General features: G+C 69.9%; 14 protein-coding genes. 5 read left to right on the forward strand and 9 right to left on the reverse strand.

The annotated features are described in order from the left end of the window. Window positions 1-147: 147 nt before the first annotated feature. From argG to NF557_RS15360, 5 genes are all read right to left on the reverse strand, one after another. Window positions 148-1581, reverse strand: a complete 1434-nt coding sequence (gene argG, locus NF557_RS15340) for an argininosuccinate synthase (protein WP_252620532.1) — start codon at window positions 1579-1581, stop codon at window positions 148-150. A 122-nt stretch (window positions 1582-1703) separates the two neighbouring features. Continuing rightward, window positions 1704-2903, reverse strand: a complete 1200-nt coding sequence (locus NF557_RS15345; protein ID WP_252620534.1) for an SPFH domain-containing protein — start codon at window positions 2901-2903, stop codon at window positions 1704-1706. A 22-nt stretch (window positions 2904-2925) separates the two neighbouring features. After that, window positions 2926-3501, reverse strand: coding sequence for an NfeD family protein (locus NF557_RS15350; protein WP_252620535.1), 576 nt, complete (start codon window positions 3499-3501; stop codon window positions 2926-2928). A 107-nt stretch (window positions 3502-3608) separates the two neighbouring features. Beyond that, a complete protein-coding gene (locus NF557_RS15355; protein ID WP_252620537.1) occupies window positions 3609-4139 on the reverse strand; it encodes a gluconokinase in 531 nt (176 codons plus the stop codon). Between the two features lie 56 nt (window positions 4140-4195). Continuing rightward, window positions 4196-5596, reverse strand: coding sequence for a hypothetical protein (locus NF557_RS15360; protein ID WP_252620538.1), 1401 nt, complete (start codon window positions 5594-5596; stop codon window positions 4196-4198). A gap of 172 nt (window positions 5597-5768) precedes the next feature. Here NF557_RS15360 and NF557_RS15365 point away from each other — a divergent pair, with 172 nt between their 5' ends. Next, window positions 5769-7016, forward strand: a complete 1248-nt coding sequence (locus NF557_RS15365; protein ID WP_252620539.1) for a carboxylate--amine ligase — start codon at window positions 5769-5771, stop codon at window positions 7014-7016. A gap of 17 nt (window positions 7017-7033) precedes the next feature. Here NF557_RS15365 and NF557_RS15370 read toward each other — a convergent pair whose 3' ends face one another. Both NF557_RS15370 and NF557_RS15375 read right to left on the reverse strand, forming a co-directional pair. After that, entirely contained in the window at window positions 7034-8089 is a 1056-nt protein-coding gene (locus tag NF557_RS15370) for a lysylphosphatidylglycerol synthase transmembrane domain-containing protein (protein WP_252620541.1), read from the reverse strand. A 78-nt stretch (window positions 8090-8167) separates the two neighbouring features. Further along, window positions 8168-8806: an IMPACT family protein gene (locus tag NF557_RS15375; RefSeq protein WP_252620542.1), complete on the reverse strand. Its 639-nt coding sequence runs from the start codon at window positions 8804-8806 to the stop codon at window positions 8168-8170. Window positions 8807-8849: 43 nt separating this feature from the next. Here NF557_RS15375 and NF557_RS15380 point away from each other — a divergent pair, with 43 nt between their 5' ends. The 3 genes from NF557_RS15380 to NF557_RS15390 all read left to right on the forward strand — a co-directional run bounded on the left by NF557_RS15380 (window position 8850) and on the right by NF557_RS15390 (window position 10583). Continuing rightward, entirely contained in the window at window positions 8850-9536 is a 687-nt protein-coding gene (locus tag NF557_RS15380) for a copper resistance CopC family protein (RefSeq protein ID WP_252620543.1), read from the forward strand. A 213-nt stretch (window positions 9537-9749) separates the two neighbouring features. Then, entirely contained in the window at window positions 9750-9953 is a 204-nt protein-coding gene (locus NF557_RS15385) for a DUF3073 domain-containing protein (protein ID WP_252620544.1), read from the forward strand. Window positions 9954-10055: 102 nt separating this feature from the next. Further along, window positions 10056-10583 carry a hypothetical protein gene (locus tag NF557_RS15390; protein WP_252620546.1) on the forward strand — a complete coding sequence of 176 codons (528 nt, stop codon included), beginning with the start codon at window positions 10056-10058 and terminating at the stop codon, window positions 10581-10583. A 94-nt stretch (window positions 10584-10677) separates the two neighbouring features. Here the strand turns inward: NF557_RS15390 and purM are convergent, their stop codons facing one another. Together purM and purF are read right to left on the reverse strand one after the other, a co-directional pair. Next, entirely contained in the window at window positions 10678-11781 is a 1104-nt protein-coding gene (gene purM / locus NF557_RS15395; protein WP_252620547.1) for a phosphoribosylformylglycinamidine cyclo-ligase, read from the reverse strand. Between the two features lie 41 nt (window positions 11782-11822). Continuing rightward, window positions 11823-13424: an amidophosphoribosyltransferase gene (gene purF / locus NF557_RS15400; protein ID WP_252620548.1), complete on the reverse strand. Its 1602-nt coding sequence runs from the start codon at window positions 13422-13424 to the stop codon at window positions 11823-11825. Window positions 13425-13776: 352 nt separating this feature from the next. Here purF and helR point away from each other — a divergent pair, with 352 nt between their 5' ends. Beyond that, window positions 13777-15963, forward strand: a complete 2187-nt coding sequence (helR, locus tag NF557_RS15405) for an RNA polymerase recycling motor ATPase HelR (protein ID WP_252620549.1) — start codon at window positions 13777-13779, stop codon at window positions 15961-15963. Window positions 15964-15991: the final 28 nt, after the last annotated feature.

A 15991-nucleotide genomic window follows, 5' to 3' on the forward strand; every position in this document is an offset into this window, starting at 1 on the left:
TGCACGTCCTTCCTCGACGCGAGCACGAAGTGGGTCCGACCACTGGCGCCGGGCGCCCAACAGATCCCTCGGGTGGGCGCCCGCGGACGATCTACGAAACCCCTACCAAAATGGGTGGGAGACCTACGAAACCCCTACCAAAATTGGTTAGTCGGTGCCGAACTCCATCGCCGCGTTGTCCAGCGCCTCCTCGGAGCCATTCGTCGGCACGCCGCGACGGGAGGCGATGCGCTCGGCACCGCCGACCTCGATCGCGCCCAGCAGGATCCCGTTCTCGACGAGCACCTGACCCTCGTCCATCGGTTGCCCGGCATAGAGCTCGAGCTTGTGGCGGGAGTCGGCGATGTCGAGGTTGCGCATCGTCAGCTGGCCGATCCGGTCGTGCGGCCCGAAGACCGCGTTGTCCGTCCGCTCCATCGACAGCTTGTCCGGATGGTAGGAGAAGGCCGGCCCGTCGGTGTTGAGGATCGTGTAGTCCTCACCGCGCCGCAGCCGGACCGTCACCTCGCCGGTCACCAGTGACGCGACCCAGCGCTGGATCGCCTCCCGTGACATGAGCGCCTGCGGGTCGAGCCAGCGCCCCTCATAGAGCAGCCGCCCCAGGCGGCGACCCTCCGCGTGGTAGTGCGCGATGGTGTCCTCGTTGTGGATGGCGTTGATGAGCCGCTCATAGGTGAGGAAGAGCAGCGCCATGCCGGGCGCCTCATAGATGCCGCGCGACTTCGCCTCGATGATCCGGTTCTCGATCTGGTCGGACATGCCCAGGCCGTGCCGACCGCCGATGGTGTTGACCTCGTGGACGAGTGCCACCGGGTCGTCAAACCGCACCCCGTTGAGGGAGACCGGGCGCCCGCGCTCATAACCGATCGTGACGTCCTCGGTCTCGATCTCGACGGCCGGGTCCCAGAACTTCACGCCCATGATCGGATCCACCGTCTCGAGCGAGACGTCGAGGTGCTCCAGGGTCTTGGCCTCGTGCGTCGCGCCCCAGATGTTGGCATCGGTGGAGTAGGCCTTCTCCTGGGAGTCGCGGTAGGGCAGGTTGCGCTCGGTGAGCCACTCGCTCATCTCCGCCCGGCCGCCGAGCTCCTCGACGAAGTCGGCGTCCAACCAGGGCTTGTAGATGCGCAGGTCGGGGTTGCTCAGCAACCCGTAACGATAGAAGCGCTCGATGTCGTTACCCTTGAAGGTCGACCCGTCGCCCCAGATGTTGACGCCGTCCTGGTGCATCGCCTGGACCAGCATCGTGCCGGTCACGGCGCGGCCCAGCGGCGTGGTGTTGAAGTAGGCGCGCCCGCCCGAGCGCACGTGGAACGCGCCGCAGGCCAGGGCCGCCAGTCCCTCCTCGACCAGCGCGAGCTTGCAGTCGACGTGGCGCGCGAGCTCGGCGCCGTAGTCGAGGGCGCGCGCTGGCACCGAGTCGATGTCCGGCTCGTCGTACTGCCCGATGTCGGCGGTGTAGGTGCAGGGAACGGCACCCTTATCGCGCATCCAGGCCACCGCGACGGAGGTGTCGAGGCCCCCTGAAAAGGCGATGCCGACGCGCTCGCCGACGGGAAGACTCGTCATCACTTTGCTCACGAGCGAGAGTGTATACGGATCACCGCATAACTATGCAATCGCTCTTGCTCCGCGTATGCCGAGCTGGCCGGTTCGCGGACCGCGGCGGGCTGGGCAGCCCTGGGCAGCCCTGGGCAGTGCCTCTAGTGAGTCGGCTCGTCGAAGGTGCCGGAGTCCGGTTGTGGTGCGGGGCCAGCTTCGGGGTCAGCCGCGGGGCCAGCCTCAGGTTGACTCGACGACCTGGAGGAGGCGTCCTGCGGCATACCACCGCCAGGTCCCCTACGGCGAGCGGTCCGGGTCGACTCTGCTGCCTCCTTGGCGGCCCCGGCCGCTTCGGCCCGTGCTCGGCGGAGCGCCTCGGCGGGGTCCTCCAGGACGATCTCATCGACGTCCGCGTCCTCGTCGTCGGCACCGAGGCCCGTCGCAGGCGGGCCGTCCAGCGAGCCGGTGCCGGACGGGCCGTGCGGGCCGAGTGCCGCCCCGATGCCCTGCAACGCCTGGGTCAGCTCGGTCGGGACGATCCACATCTTGTTGGACTCGCCCTGGGCGATCTGGGGCAGCATCTGGAGGTACTGGTAGGCCAGCAGCTTGGAGTCCGGGTTGCCCTTGTGGATCGCGTCGAAGACCCGCAGGATGGCGCGGGCCTCACCCTGGGACTCCAGGATCGCGGCCTGGGCGGTGCCCTCCGCCCGCAGGATCTGAGCCTGCTTCTCACCCTCGGCGGTGAGGATCTGGCTCTGCTTGACACCTTCGGCGTTGAGGATCGTCGCGCGTCGGTCGCGCTCGGCACGCATCTGCTTCTCCATCGAGTCCTGCACGCTGGCGGGCGGGTCGATCGCCTTGAGCTCGACGCGGTTGACGCGGATCCCCCAGCGGCCGGTCGCATCGTCGAGCACCCCGCGCAGCTGGCCGTTGATCTGGTCGCGGCTGGTCAGCGTCTGCTCGAGGTCGAGGCTGCCGATGACGTTGCGCAGCGTGGTGACGGTCAGCTGCTCGATGCCCTGGATGTAGTTGGCGATCTCATAGGTCGCAGCCTTGGGGTCGGTCGGCTGGAAATAGATGACGGTGTCGATGCTGACCACCAGGTTGTCGCTGGTGATGACCGGCTGGGGAGGGAAGGAGACCACCTGCTCGCGCAGGTCGACCGTGGCGCGCACCTTGTCGATGAACGGGATAAGGAAGTGCAGCCCGGCATCGAGGGTGCGGCTGTAACGTCCCAGCCGCTGCACGATGACCGCGCTCGCCTGCGGCACGATGCGGATGGCCCGGCTGATCGCGACCGCGGTGAACGCGACCAGGAGGGCCAGGACGATCCAAAGGGCGACTGTCGCGGGTTCGGGCATGGCGGCCTCCGTGGGGTGTGGGCTATCGGCTGTCGGGGTCTGGTGCGTGGTTGCCGGGGTGGTTGTCGGCGGTGTGGTTGCCGGCTGTGTGGTTGCCAGACGCGTCGTGGCCAGGGCGCTGGGCGTCGGTCGAGGCGCTCTCCGCAGATGCGGCAGCAGTGGACTCGACCACGGCGGTCGCTCCCTCGATGCGGACGACCTGGACGGTCTGGTCGACCGCCAGCACCGTGCCCGGGGTGGTCCGCGCCGTCCACTCCTCGCCGGTCAGCTTCACCAGGCCGGTGCGGTCGGTGACCTCCTGGAGCACCACCGCCGTGCGGCCGACCAGTGCGTCGGCGTTGGTGCGGTCGCCCTCGCCCTCCGGCTTGATCTTGCGCAGCGCGACCGGACGCAGCACCGCGAGCAGCAGCGCGGCTGTCGCGACGAAGGTGAGGACCTGGACGGTGATGCTCTGGTCCAGCCCTGCCGCGACGGCGGCGGCTACCGCGGCCACGGCCAGCATGAAGAAGACCAGGTCGAGCGAGGCGATCTCGATGAGGCCGAGCACGAGGGCGCCGGCGATCCACCACAGCCACTGGGTCTCTCTGAGCCACTCCATCGCGCCGCCTCCCTTTTGTCGTCAGTCTAGTGGAGTGACCTCTGGGACGGTTGAGAGCACGCCCGGAGAGGGACGACGCGACTGGACGCAGGGACGACCCCGCGCGATCAGGGCAGGTCGAGCTCGCGCAGCACGTCGGCCGCAATCTCCTCCGGAGTCCCGGCGACGTCGAAGGTGCCCCCGTGCTCGTCCGGGACGAGGCCCTCGAGCGTTGCCAGCTGGGAGTCGAGCAGCTCAAGCGGCATGAAGTGGTCGTCACGGCCGGACATCCGCTGTTGGAGCAGCTCCTTGTCCCCCGTGAGATGCACGAAGTATGTCGTCGCGCCCGCCCCGCGCAGCACGTCACGGTAGGAACGCTTCAGGGCCGAGCAGGTGATGATGGTCGACCGCCCCGCGGCGTCCTGCTCCCGGATCCACTCCGCGAGCGCCTCCAGCCAGGGCCAGCGGTCCTCGTCGACCAGCGGCTCGCCGGAGGCCATCTTGTCGACGTTGGCCTGCGGGTGGAAGTCGTCCCCCTCGGCGAACTCCCAGTGCAGGACCGTGTTGATCTCGCGCGCCACCGTCGTCTTGCCCGCCGCGGAGGCACCCATCACCACAAGGTGCAGCGGGGCGGGCTCTCCTGCAGCTGGGTCACTCATCCGACACACTCTGCCACGAACGCACCGTCCCACTCAGCCTCGGACACGCCTCCTGCTCAGCGCCTGGCGTCGTCAGCCACAGGAGAGTCCTCCCCGTCGTCGCCAAACTCATGCGCCACCCACTCAACCCAGGCAGCCTCGAACTCCTCGGTGCCGACTCCCAGGTGATCGCGCAGCGCCAGGTCGATCGCCTCGTCACCGTCCGTGAAATAGTCCAGGCGACTGAGGTCGAGACCCAGGGCCACGGTGACCTCCAGACCGTGCTGCGCCTCGACATACTCAAAGACACTCCCGGCCTCATAGAAGTGCTGGCTGAGGTCCTCCTCCTCATAGAACTCCCACCAGCGCGCCGGCGGGAGCGCGTCCGGCAGACTGCCCGTCTCGAAGGCCCAGCGGTAGTCGCCCGCAGCCATGTCCCGAACCTCCGGGTCGCCGACGCTCTGGAACCAGAGGGCCACTCCCTCATACACCCAGGTCGTGGGGCTGGCGTGTGGCCCGGACTGCTGCGAAAGGGCAACGGTGGTCGCGATGTTGCGCATGGACGGCGAGCCGCCGTCCAGCCGGGGGTACCAGCTGAACTCGCCCTCGATCTCACCCCGGTCGAGCACCACCCGCACGGGACCGGGCGCACCGTCCTCGACATCGGGGAGGATGCCGTCGCGTTCCACCTCAGGCGAGCTGGCCGGGGTGATCCACCCGCCGAAGGAGGCCCCCTCCCCCTGTCCGAGCATGGCAGAGACGGGCTCGGCCGAGGCGAGCATGACCAGCATCCGGTCCGGGCCCGGCAGAGGGAACTCCGTCAGGGTGGCCGCAGCTGCGGTCTCGAGGGCCTCGGTCGTGCGGCGGGTCCCCGCGCTCGCCTCGGTCACCACGAGCAGGTGCTCGGTCTCGATCACCGAGATGGGGCCCAGGTCCCACAGCTGGGGGTATGCCGCGTCAACGTCATCGGGACCCGCCACCTGGGAGACCCGCCAGCCAGCATCGGCGCGCACCAGCGTGAAGACGTAAGGCTGCACCACCGGCTCGGCGTCGACCCCCGTGACCTGGTGCCGGAAGCTGAACTCGACCTCGGCACCCTCCTCCCCGGCCGCGTTGGCCAGGAAGACCGGGTGCAGCTCGCGCACGTCCATCGGCACCGCCTGCACGCCCTCGAACCAGTCGCGTTGCTGCTGCGCCGCAGCACCCTCGAGCACGGTGAGTGACAGCCACTCCTCGACATCGCCGCTGGCCAGGGCCGCGGTCATCTCCTCGCCCAGCGCGATGGCCTCCTCAGCCGTGATGCCCGCCCCGGACGGCGCGTCTGTGCGGTCCGCCTCGTCCGAGGCAGTCGCACTGGTGGAGGAGGCCACACTGGGTGGCGCAGCGGTCGGTGGCGCCCCGTCGCAGGCAGCAAGAGTCAGCGCGAGCGCCCCCACCACAGCCACCGGAGCCGGCCACCGCCCGCGCGTCCTCGTCATGGACGGATGATATGGCTCGGGCTGCCCAGATCGGGGCCGCACAGGCCTCGGGTTGAGCGTGTCGCGCTTCGGCTCGCGGTGGGATGACATCGCAAGTGCCACCCCTGCCATTAGGCTCGCTCCCGAAAGACTCTGCGCGACTCTCGTGCGCTGCCACAACCCGAGGAGCACCATGGCCACCGTGAACCCTGACCCGGACTTTGACGTCGTCATGCTGGGGACGGACATCGGCATCTATGGGCTCGCGCGCGCCTTCCACGAGCGCTACGGCATCGTCAGCACCGTCATCTCCCGAGTCATCGCCGGGCCGATCAAGAACTCAAAGATCATCGACGTGATCGACCTCGGCGAGGAGGCCGCCCGCCCCGAGACGCTCGCGGCGCTCGAGAGCGAGGGCAAGAAGCGCAGGGCCGCCGGTCGGACCACGCTGCTGCTGTCCAACGCCGACACCTTCAGCCGGATGCTCTCGGACAACGCCGAGTGGCTGCGCCAGTGGTATGTCGTGCCGGCCGTCGACGGCGCCGTGCTCGACATGACGGCGGACAAGGTGGAGTTCGCCAAGGTCTGCGAGGAGCTCGGCATCCCCAGTCCGCGCACCCTGGTGCAGGACTTCTCCGGGGCGGACGCGGCTGGCTGGGAGCCGGACACCGTCGACCTGGACTTCCCGGTCGTGGCCAAGCCGGCGATCGGCGCGGCCTACGAGGGTCTGGTCTTCGAGGGCAAGCAGAAGATCTTCCTGGTCGACACCCCCGCCCGGTTGCGCGAGATCTTCCTGCTGGTCAAGGGCGCCGGCTTCCGCGACCGGTTCGTCGTGCAGGAGCTGATCCCCGGAGATGACACGGCGATGCGCTCGATCACGGCCTATATCGACTCCTCGGGCGAGGCCACGCTGCTGGCCACGGCTCAGGTCCTCCTCCAGGAGCACCAACCGCTGGCGATCGGCAACCCGGCTGCCATGATCACCACCCCGTTCCCGGAGCTGATGGACCAGGCTGAGCGCTTCCTCAAGCACGTCGGCTACCGCGGCTTCGCCAACTTCGACGTCAAGCTGGACCCCCGCGACGGCGTGATGAAGTTCTTCGAGATGAACCCGCGGATCGGCCGCAACAACTACTACGTGACCGCGGCCGGCGCCAACGTCGCGGAGTTCATCACGACCGACCTGATCGAGAAGCAGTCGCACGACCAGGTCATCGTCCGCAACGAGATCCTCTACTCCGTGCTGCCGCAGCCGCTGCTGCGCCGTTATCTCTCCGGGGAGGCCAAGGCGCTGCACAAGCGGATCTCCGCGAAGGGCGTGCACCACCCGCTGGACTATCGGGACACGTGGTGGCGCAAGGCCTATGTGGCGACGGCCAAGGCCAACTACGTGAAGAAGTACGCCACCTACTACCCGCGGCCGACGGACTCCGGCTTCTAGCCGACGGGCTCGAGCTTCTAGCCGACAGGTTCGGGCGACCAGGGCCGGCCCGGTCTCGTCTGCCGCAGGTGCCACAGGTAGGCCAGAGCACCGCCGGGGATCTCGAGAGCGAACGTGAAGAAGCTGAACAGCAGCACCCCGGCCATCGTCGCGGTGGGGTCACCACCCAGCGCCACGAGCACCGCGGCCGTCCCAGTCTCGGCGAAGCCCGCGCCCCCCGGAGTGAGGATGACCAGGGTCAGCATGCGCCCCGTCGCATAGCCCGCGGTCACCTGTGCCCACCCAAGGTCGTTCCCGACGACGGCTAGGCAGCCCCAGAAGAGCACGCCCTGCAGGGTGAGATAGACCAGCATGCCGCCGACCAGCGGCACCCGGCCGTCCCGGAGCAGCTCCCTCGCGCTCCCGCGCAGGTCCCCGAGCAGGCCCGGCAGGTCCTGTGGCGCGGGGCGTCGGATCAGCCGGGTCAGCCAGACACTCGCCCGCGTGATGACCGAGATGAGCCACCGGGCCGCCCCCTCGTGCAGCAGGGCAGCGACCACGAGGGCGATGACGGCCAGCGTGATGGCGATCCCGACGACCGCAGCGGTGCGGACCGACTCATCCACCTGGGAACCCACCAGCAGCAGGGCCCCGAGGCCGGCGGCCGGCAGCGCGAGCCGAGCCAGGTTGTGCCACAACCCGGTGACGACGGTGAACAGCCCGATCGCGGCGTGCGAGTGACCGTAGTTGCGCATCATGCTCCACGTCACCGCGACGCCGACGGCGCCACCGGCCGGAAGCAGGTTGGACACGGCGCTGCCGGCGAACTGCAGCGCGAGGGCCTGGGACTTGCGAAGTCCCGGCAGAGAGGCTGCCATGACAAAGGTGAAGGCCCACAACCCGACCAGCCACAGTGCGGTCAGAGCGGCCATCTGCCACCCCGTCACGAACGAGAGGGTGGCCATCGTCGAGCGCCAGTCCGACCCGGTGACGGTGGGCAGCACGAAGGCGAGCAGCACGACGAGCAGCGTGGACGAGAGGGCAACGCGGACCGCGCGGGTCCAGGTGCGCTGCGGCCGCCGGTCAACGCTCACGGAGGCGTCTCTCGTGGGGTGCGCCGACGGGGGCCATGACCACGTGCGCCGCGCTCCCCATGGCGGCAGGATACGGGGCTACCGTCCGGGCTGGTCCACCCACTCCGTCGCGCCGGGCCGGAACGCAGCGACCCCACCAGTCAAGCGGGCCACGTGGGCGCTCACCTGCGCCAGGTCCCCGACCGGCACGGCGAGATGGAGTATGACGGAGCTCGCGTAGTCGACGTCCCGCACCACCACGCCGTGCGCGCGCAGGTCGTGCTCGAGGCGCCCCGCGTCGGCGTGACCCACCTCCACGCTGCCCAGCTGGAGCAGCTCGCGCCGCAGCGGCTCAGCCTCGGCGAGCGCGGCGCGCACGGCGTCACCGTAGGCCCGGACCAGCCCTCCCGCGCCCAGGAGCGTCCCGCCGAACCACCGGGTGACGACGGCCACGACGTCGCTGAGGCCGCTGTGGGTGAGCACCTCCAGCATGGGTGCGCCCGCGGTGCCAGATGGTTCGCCGTCGTCGTGGGACCTGGTCAGGTCGCCCTCCGGACCGAGCACCCACGCGGAGCAGTGGTGTCGCGCGTCCCAGTGCCTGGTGCGCGCCTCCTCGACGACGGCGCGCGCGTCCTGCTCGGAGTCCGCGCGGCGCAGCCAGCACTCGAAGACCGAACGACGCTCCTCGATCGAGGCCGTCACGGGGCCGCGGATCGTCTGATATCTCCTGCGGGCCATGGCCCGCAGGATACGGCGCGGCAGGGAGGGTTAGGCTGGAGGCGTGTTCACCCTCTCCACGCGGGGGCGACGGCCAGGGGGTCGCACCGCCCTCGGCGCACTGCTGCTCACCCTCTGGCTGACTCTGCTCGCCGCGCCCGCCAGCGCCCATGACTCGCTGGTCGACAGCGATCCGGCGCAGGATGCCGTCCTGACCGAGGTCCCTTCCCAGCTCGAGCTCACCTTCAGCGGAGAGATCTCCGACCTGGGCGTGCAGTTCGTCGTGATCGGACCGGAGGAGCGTGACGTCGTGCAGGGCACGCCCACGGTGTCCGGGACCGTCGTGACACAAACCCTGACCGAGGAGCTGGTGGACGGCGACTACGAGGCCACCTGGCGGGTGACCTCGTCAGACGGACACCCGATCTCCGGCACCATCGGCTTCAGCATCGCCGACGCGACCACGTCGCGCTCCGGCGACCGTGGTGAGGCCACCGCCACCGATGGCGGCACGGCCGCACCCACGAGCGGGGCCGTGACCGAGGACGCCGAGACCACCGCCCCGACCGCTACCCCCTCCCCGACAGAGGCAGCGACACCAGCACCTGCTGACGACGCCGTCGTCACCGCCGAGGCCGCACCGGACCCGACAACTGAATCGAGCGGCATACCCACCTGGGGTTGGCTGGTCGCCGCCCTGGCCGCCGTCGGCCTCGTGGCGTGCGGCTTCCTGGCCTTCCGTCGCAACTGAGCCGGCGGACCGCTCGCCCCCGCTGCTTCCCCCCGTCCCGCCGTGGCCCGCTGCGGGCTGAAGCCGCCCGCGCGATGCGGCTTCCGGGTCAGAAATCATGTACCGTTAGCAGCACGACAGATACATTCCCCGGGCCGACTGCGCGGTCTGGTGGCACCATGGTGTCACCTGACATGCGATGCCGACCCGCACAACGCACAAGGGGGTCTCGCCATGGGGCGCGGCCGGGCCAAAGCAAAGCAGACCAAGGTCGCCCGGAGACTGAAGTACTACTCTCCGGACACTGACCTCACCGCACTCGCGCGTGAGCTGGGAGCAGGCGGCGAAGCCGCCCCACCTCCCGACGCTGCCGAGGAAGCGGTCGAAGAGCCGGACGAGGACGACGCCTACGAGCGTTGGGCCTCCTCCGACAACTGACGTCTCCGCCGCCTGGCCCGGGGCTGGTCCCCGTGGCCAAGGCGGCGTTGTCGTGCCTCGTGGCGCGTGGTGACCGCGTCGCTAGAGCGTGAAGGAGCAGTCGTGAAGGCATGGCATGAGGCGACGTGGGTCGGCCCGGAGGGTGAGACGCCGCGACGCAGGTTCCGGTGGGGTTGGCTCTGGCTGCTGATCATCCCCGCAGCCCTGGTGGCTTTCTCGATCGCCCGGTTCAACGGCTTCTGGCAGTACACCGAGATGTCGGTGACCACGCTCCAGTGCGAGCAGGCTCTGCCCGAGACCGAGCCGACATGGGCTCAGATGGAGGCGGCCGGCTGCAGCCCGACGTCGCTGGGCGCCGACGTGGTCATCCTCGACGGCGGGCAACCGGCGGACAGCGAGCCTGAGACCGACGGCACCACGTGGACCTTCGAGCGGGTGCCCAGCGCGTTCTCCACCCTGGGGATCAACGTCACGCTGCCCGAGTCCGCCGGCCGCGTCCACACCGTCAACGCCGAGGCGGAGCCTCCCGAGGTCCTCAACGAGATGAACGGTGACGCCCAGCGCCGGACCTTCTCGGAGCGCCTCCTGCAGGGCGACAGCACCACGTTCTATGTCGTGGTGAGTCCCTAACCCATTTTTGTAGTGGTTTTGTTGGCCCTCCACGGCTTTTTGTAGTGGTTTTGTTGGCGCCCACGGCTTTTTGCGGGGTGGGCCAGCCCCGCGGTCAGGCGCGATAGTTGCCGGTGACCCGCACGGCCCCGCCGTCGACACCCTTGGCGCCGCGCACGATCTCCTCGCCTGTCTCGCCGGTGTCCGCGAGCACCTCACCGACCACCCACGCGGGCACGCCGAGCTCGACCGAGGCGGCCACGGCACGGTCGGCCTGCTCGCCCGGCACCGTCGCGACGAACCCGACGCCCATGTTGAGCGTCCGCTCCAGGTCGGCCAGCGGCACCGAGCCGAGCTCCTGCACCAGCGAGAACACTGCGGGCGGGGTCCAGGTGGCACGGTCGATCGTAGCCATCGCCCCGGTCGGCAGCACCCGTCCCAGGTTGGCCGCCAAACCACCGCCGGTGACGTGGGACAACGCGTGCACGTCGACGCCGTCGGTGGCGATCAGGTCGAGCAGCATCCGGCTGTAGATCCGGGTCGGCTCCAGCGCCTCCTCCCCGATCGTGCGCCCCAGCTCCTCGACGTGGCGGTCCCACTCCCAACCCGCGGCAGCGATCACCCGCCGCACCAGCGAGTAGCCGTTGGAGTGCAACCCGGACGACGCCAGCGCGATCACGGCGTCGCCCTCGCGCACGCGTTGCGGACCCAGCACATCGTCATACTCGACGACACCGGTGGCGGCGCCGGCGACGTCATACTCCTCCGGACCGAGCAGCCCCGGATGCTCAGCCGTCTCGCCCCCGACCAGCGCCACCCCGGCCAGCTCGCACCCGCGCGCGATGCCGCTGACGATCGCCGCGATCCGCTCCGGGACCACCTTGCCGCAGGCGATGTAGTCAGTCATGAACAGCGGCTCCGCCCCGGACACCACGATGTCGTCCACGACCATGCCGACGAGGTCGATGCCGATCGTGTCGTGCACGTCCATCGCCTGCGCGATCGCGACCTTGGTGCCGACACCGTCCGTGCTCGTGGCCAGCACCGGCCGGCTCATGGAGCGCAGGGCGCTGGCGTCGAACAGGCCGGCGAACCCGCCGAGCCCACCGACAACCTCGGGACGCTGCGCCCGGGCGACCGAGGCTTTCATCAGCTCGACCGCGCGGTCGCCGGCCTTGACGTCGACGCCGGCGCTGGCATAGGTGATCGGCTCGCTCAACGGGCTCTCCTAGTGCTCTCTGGTGGGCTGGGTGCTGCTGCTCAGGGCCGCGAGACGGCGTCGGCCGCGCCGCCGTGGCTGCCCAACCGCACTCCGTCGACGTCGACCGCACCACGCTCCCGCAGGGGGGTATGCCGTTCGGGCGGGGAGGTGGGCACCTCACCTCCGCTGAACTCCAGCTCGAGGACGTCCTTGCCGAGCTGCTCAGCGACCGGCAGCTCGATCGGGTAGTCGCCCGAGAAGCAGGCCGTGCACAACTGGTCGCGTGGCTGCAGGGTCGCCGCCACCATGCCCTCGTGGCTGATGTAGCCCAGGCTGTCGGCCCCGATCGACTGGCGGATGTCCTCCACGCCCAGCCCCGTGGCGATCAGCTCGGCCCGGGTGGCGAAGTCGATGCCATAGAAGCACGGCCAGCGCACCGGCGGCGAGGAGATGCGCACGTGCACCTCGGCGGCGCCGGCCTCGCGCAGCATCCGCACCAGCGCGCGCTGGGTGTTGCCCCGCACGATCGAGTCGTCGACCACGATCAGCCGCTTGCCGCGGATCACCTCACGCAGCGGGTTGAGCTTGAGCCGGATGCCGAGCTGGCGGATCGTCTGGCTCGGGGCGATGAAGGTGCGTCCGACGTAGGCGTTCTTGACCAGGCCGTTGCCGTAGGGGATGCCCGACGCCTCGGCGTAGCCGATCGCGGCCGGGGTCCCCGACTCCGGCGTCGGCATCACCATGTCGGCGTCGACCGGGTGCTCGCGCGCCAGCGTGCGCCCCATCTCGACGCGGGACTCATAGACACCGCGACCGTTCAGCGTGGTGTCGGGGCGGGCGAGATAGACATACTCAAAGACGCAGCCCTTGCGGTCGGTCTCGGCGAAACGCTGGCTGCGCAGACCGTTCTGGTCGATCGCGATGAGCTCCCCCGGCTCGACCTCGCGCACGAACGAGGCACCCACGATGTCCAGGCCGGATGTCTCGGACGAGACCACCCAGCCTCGCTCGAGGCGACCCAGGACCAGGGGACGGACCCCCTGGGGGTCGCGCGCGGCATACAACGTCTGCTCGTCGCAGAAGACGAGGGAGAACGCTCCCCTCAGCGTGGGCAGCACCTCCATCGCAGCGGCCTCCAGCGACAGGTCCGGGTCGGCGGTGAGCAGTCCGGTGACCAGGGCGGTGTCGGTGGTGTTGCCGCGGCGCACCTCGCCGGGAGCGTTGCGCAGGTCACCGCCGTGTATCTCGACGAGCCGGTCGCGCAGCTGCGAGGTGTTGACCAGGTTGCCGTTGTGCGCCAGGGCCACGGTCTGGTCCTCGGTGCCACCGAGGGTGGGCTGGGCGTTCTCCCAGGAGTTGCGCCCGGTGGTGGAGTAGCGGCAGTGACCGACCGCCAGGTGACCGCGCAGCGAGGCCAGGCTCGACTCGTCGAAGACCTGGGAGACCAAGCCGACGTCCTTGTAGACCAGCAGCGAGCGGCCGTCGCTGGTGGCGATGCCGGCCGCCTCCTGGCCACGGTGCTGCAGCGCATAGAGGCCGTAGTAGGTGAGCTTGGCCACCTCTTCACCGGGTGCCCAGACGCCGAAGACGCCACATTCGTCCTGCGGGGCCTTCTCGTCGGGCATCAGGTCGTGAGAGAGCCGTCCGTCTGCGCGTGCCACTGGCCTATCGTCGCACAGCCGCCCGACACTGCTCGCTGCGCGCCGGCGCGAGGGAATCTGCGTCGCTGTGGGGAAATCTGCGTCGGTGTGAGCGAGTCCCGCGATCGGTGCGAGCGGATCCGCGTCGGTGTGACGGCTCCGCGCTCGCACCGACGGCAGACTGCTCGCACCGACGTAGCGCAGGATCGTCGACGGGCTCCCCCTGCCCCCATTGACCTGTCCCATGGCCTGCCTGCCAAGGCCATTTTATCGCGCGGGAGGGGGCTTGCGGCAAGGCCCCCGTCAGGACCGACAATCGACGGATTACGCGGGAGGGGACAAGCTTTTGGAACGGAGCCAGGACGTGGACGCGATGACCCGAGCTGCCCAGATCTTCGAGCTGCCCGAGCGGCTGGCGACCAAGGACGACTCTGCGCTGATCGGCGCCGACCAGGAGCACCTGGCCGCCGTCGGGCAAGCGCTTGAGGAGACCATCGACGAGCTGTCGGCTCGCCTGGACGACACACGCCGGCGCCCGGCGGGCGGAGGGCAGGACGCGCTCGAGCGCGACCAGGAGGTCCACCGCCTGACTGCGCGGCTGCGGACGCTGCGCCGCTTCGGCCTGGACCTGTGCCTGGGGCGGATGGTCCTCGACGAGGGCGCCGGCGGTGCCGCCGGAGACCGGACCGTGTATGTCGGAAGGCTGGGGCTGACGGACAGCACCGGTCGGCGGCTGCTCGTGGACTGGCGCTCCCCGGCTGCGGAGCCGTTCTTCGGCGCGACGCACGCCAACCCCATGGGGCTGGCCAGTCGTCGCCGCTATCGCTGGACCCGGGAGCGCATCACCGACTACTGGGACGAGGTGTTTACCCCCGACGGGCTCCAGGGGCACGCCGCGCTCGACGACCAGTCGGCGTTCATCGCCAGCCTCGGGAGCAACCGGTCGCCGCGGATGCGCGACGTGCTCGGCACGATCCAGTCCGACCAGGACGCCATCATCCGTGCCGGATCCCGCGGTGCCCTCGTCGTCGACGGTGGGCCCGGCACGGGCAAGACGGTCGTAGCCCTGCACCGGTCGGCATACCTGCTGTATGCCGATCCGCGCCTGGGTCATCACCGCGGCGGTGTGCTCTTCGTCGGACCGCACCAGCCCTATCTCGCCTATGTCGCGGACGTGCTGCCCAGCCTCGGCGAGGAGGGCGTGCAGACCTGCACCCTGCGCGACCTGGTGCCCGAGGGAGCCGACGCCGCCCCCGAGCTGGACCCGCAGGTGGCTGCGCTGAAGTCGAGCGCCCAGATGGTGGACGCGATCGAGACGGGCATCCGGTTCTCTGAGGAGCCGCCAGGCCGCGGGATGACGGTGTCGAACGACTGGGCAGAGATCCCGGTGACCGCCTCGGACTGGAGCGAGGCGTTCGACGCCGCGCCGCCGGGAGTCCCGCACAACGAGGCCCGCGAGAGCGTCCTGGACGCGCTCCTCGACATCCTGGTCGACAAGGTCGACGCTGCCACCACGGAGGAGGACGAGCAGGTGCAGCCGGAGGCTCTGCGGCGCTCTCTGCGGGCGGACGAGGACCTGACCTCGGCCCTCAACGCGGCGTGGCCCATGCTCGACGCGGGTGACGTCGTCGGGGACCTGTGGACGGTGCCGGCCTATCTGCGTCTGTGCGCGCCCTGGCTGACGCCGGAGGAGGTCAGGGCGTTGCAGCGGCGCGACGCCTACGCCTGGACGGAGTCGGATCTGCCGCTGCTCGACGCCGCCCGACACCGGCTCGGCGACGCGGGCCTGGCACGCGACCGGCACCGCAGGGAGGCCCAGCTGGCGGCGCAGCGTGAGGAGATGGATCGCGTGGTCGAGCACCTGGTCGCCGCCGACGACTCCGAGATGCAGGTGATGTCGATGCTGCGCGTGGAGGACCTGCAGGGTGCGCTGGTCGACGAGGCTGGCGTGTCCACGAAGGACCCGGACCGGCTGGCCGGCCCGTTTGCACACGTTGTCGTCGACGAGGCCCAGGAGCTGACCGACGCCGAGTGGCAGATGCTGCGGCTGAGGTGCCCCTCGCGCAGCTTCACCGTCGTCGGGGACCGCGCGCAGGCCCGGCACGGCTTCACCGAGTCCTGGCAGGAGCGACTGGAACGGGTCGGGCTCGAGCGCATCACTGTCTCGACGCTGAGCATCAACTACCGCACGCCTGAGGAGGTGATGACCGAAGCCGAGCCGGTGATCCGTGCGGCCCTGCCGGACGCCAACGTGCCGGTCTCGGTGCGCAGCACCGGCATCCCGGTCAGCTATGGCGTGGTGTCCGACCTGGGCCAGGTAGTCGGCGACTGGCTCGCCGCCCACGAGGAAGGCGTCGCGTGCGTCATCGGTGACCCCACCTTCAGCGCCACCGCACGGGTGCAGTCACTCACCCCGCAGCTGGCCAAGGGGTTGGAGTTCGACCTCGTGGTGCTGGTCGACCGGGGCGGGTTCGGGGCCGGAATCGAGGGCGCGGTCGACCGCTATGTGAGCATGACGCGCGCGACCCAGCAGCTCGTCATACTCGGGGATCATGGCTAGCGCCGGGCGGGTTCACGCCGGGCGCCCG

This window comes from Ornithinimicrobium cryptoxanthini (assembly GCF_023923205.1).
Classification (GTDB): Bacteria; Actinomycetota; Actinomycetes; order Actinomycetales; family Dermatophilaceae; genus Ornithinicoccus; species Ornithinicoccus cryptoxanthini.

Excerpts from the sequence above, each read along its gene's own strand:
- NF557_RS15385 (WP_252620544.1), top strand. The coding sequence starts at position 9,750 with ATGGGGCGCGGCCGGGCCAAAGCAAAGCAGACCAAGGTCGCCCGGAGA.
- NF557_RS15350 (WP_252620535.1), bottom strand. The coding sequence starts at position 3,501 with ATGGAGTGGCTCAGAGAGACCCAGTGGCTGTGGTGGATCGCCGGCGCC.
- NF557_RS15360 (WP_252620538.1), bottom strand. The coding sequence starts at position 5,596 with ATGACGAGGACGCGCGGGCGGTGGCCGGCTCCGGTGGCTGTGGTGGGG.
- NF557_RS15345 (WP_252620534.1), bottom strand. The coding sequence starts at position 2,903 with ATGCCCGAACCCGCGACAGTCGCCCTTTGGATCGTCCTGGCCCTCCTG.
- helR (WP_252620549.1), top strand. The coding sequence starts at position 13,777 with ATGACCCGAGCTGCCCAGATCTTCGAGCTGCCCGAGCGGCTGGCGACC.
- NF557_RS15365 (WP_252620539.1), top strand. The coding sequence starts at position 5,769 with ATGGCCACCGTGAACCCTGACCCGGACTTTGACGTCGTCATGCTGGGG.
- NF557_RS15355 (WP_252620537.1), bottom strand. The coding sequence starts at position 4,139 with ATGAGTGACCCAGCTGCAGGAGAGCCCGCCCCGCTGCACCTTGTGGTG.
- NF557_RS15375 (WP_252620542.1), bottom strand. The coding sequence starts at position 8,806 with ATGGCCCGCAGGAGATATCAGACGATCCGCGGCCCCGTGACGGCCTCG.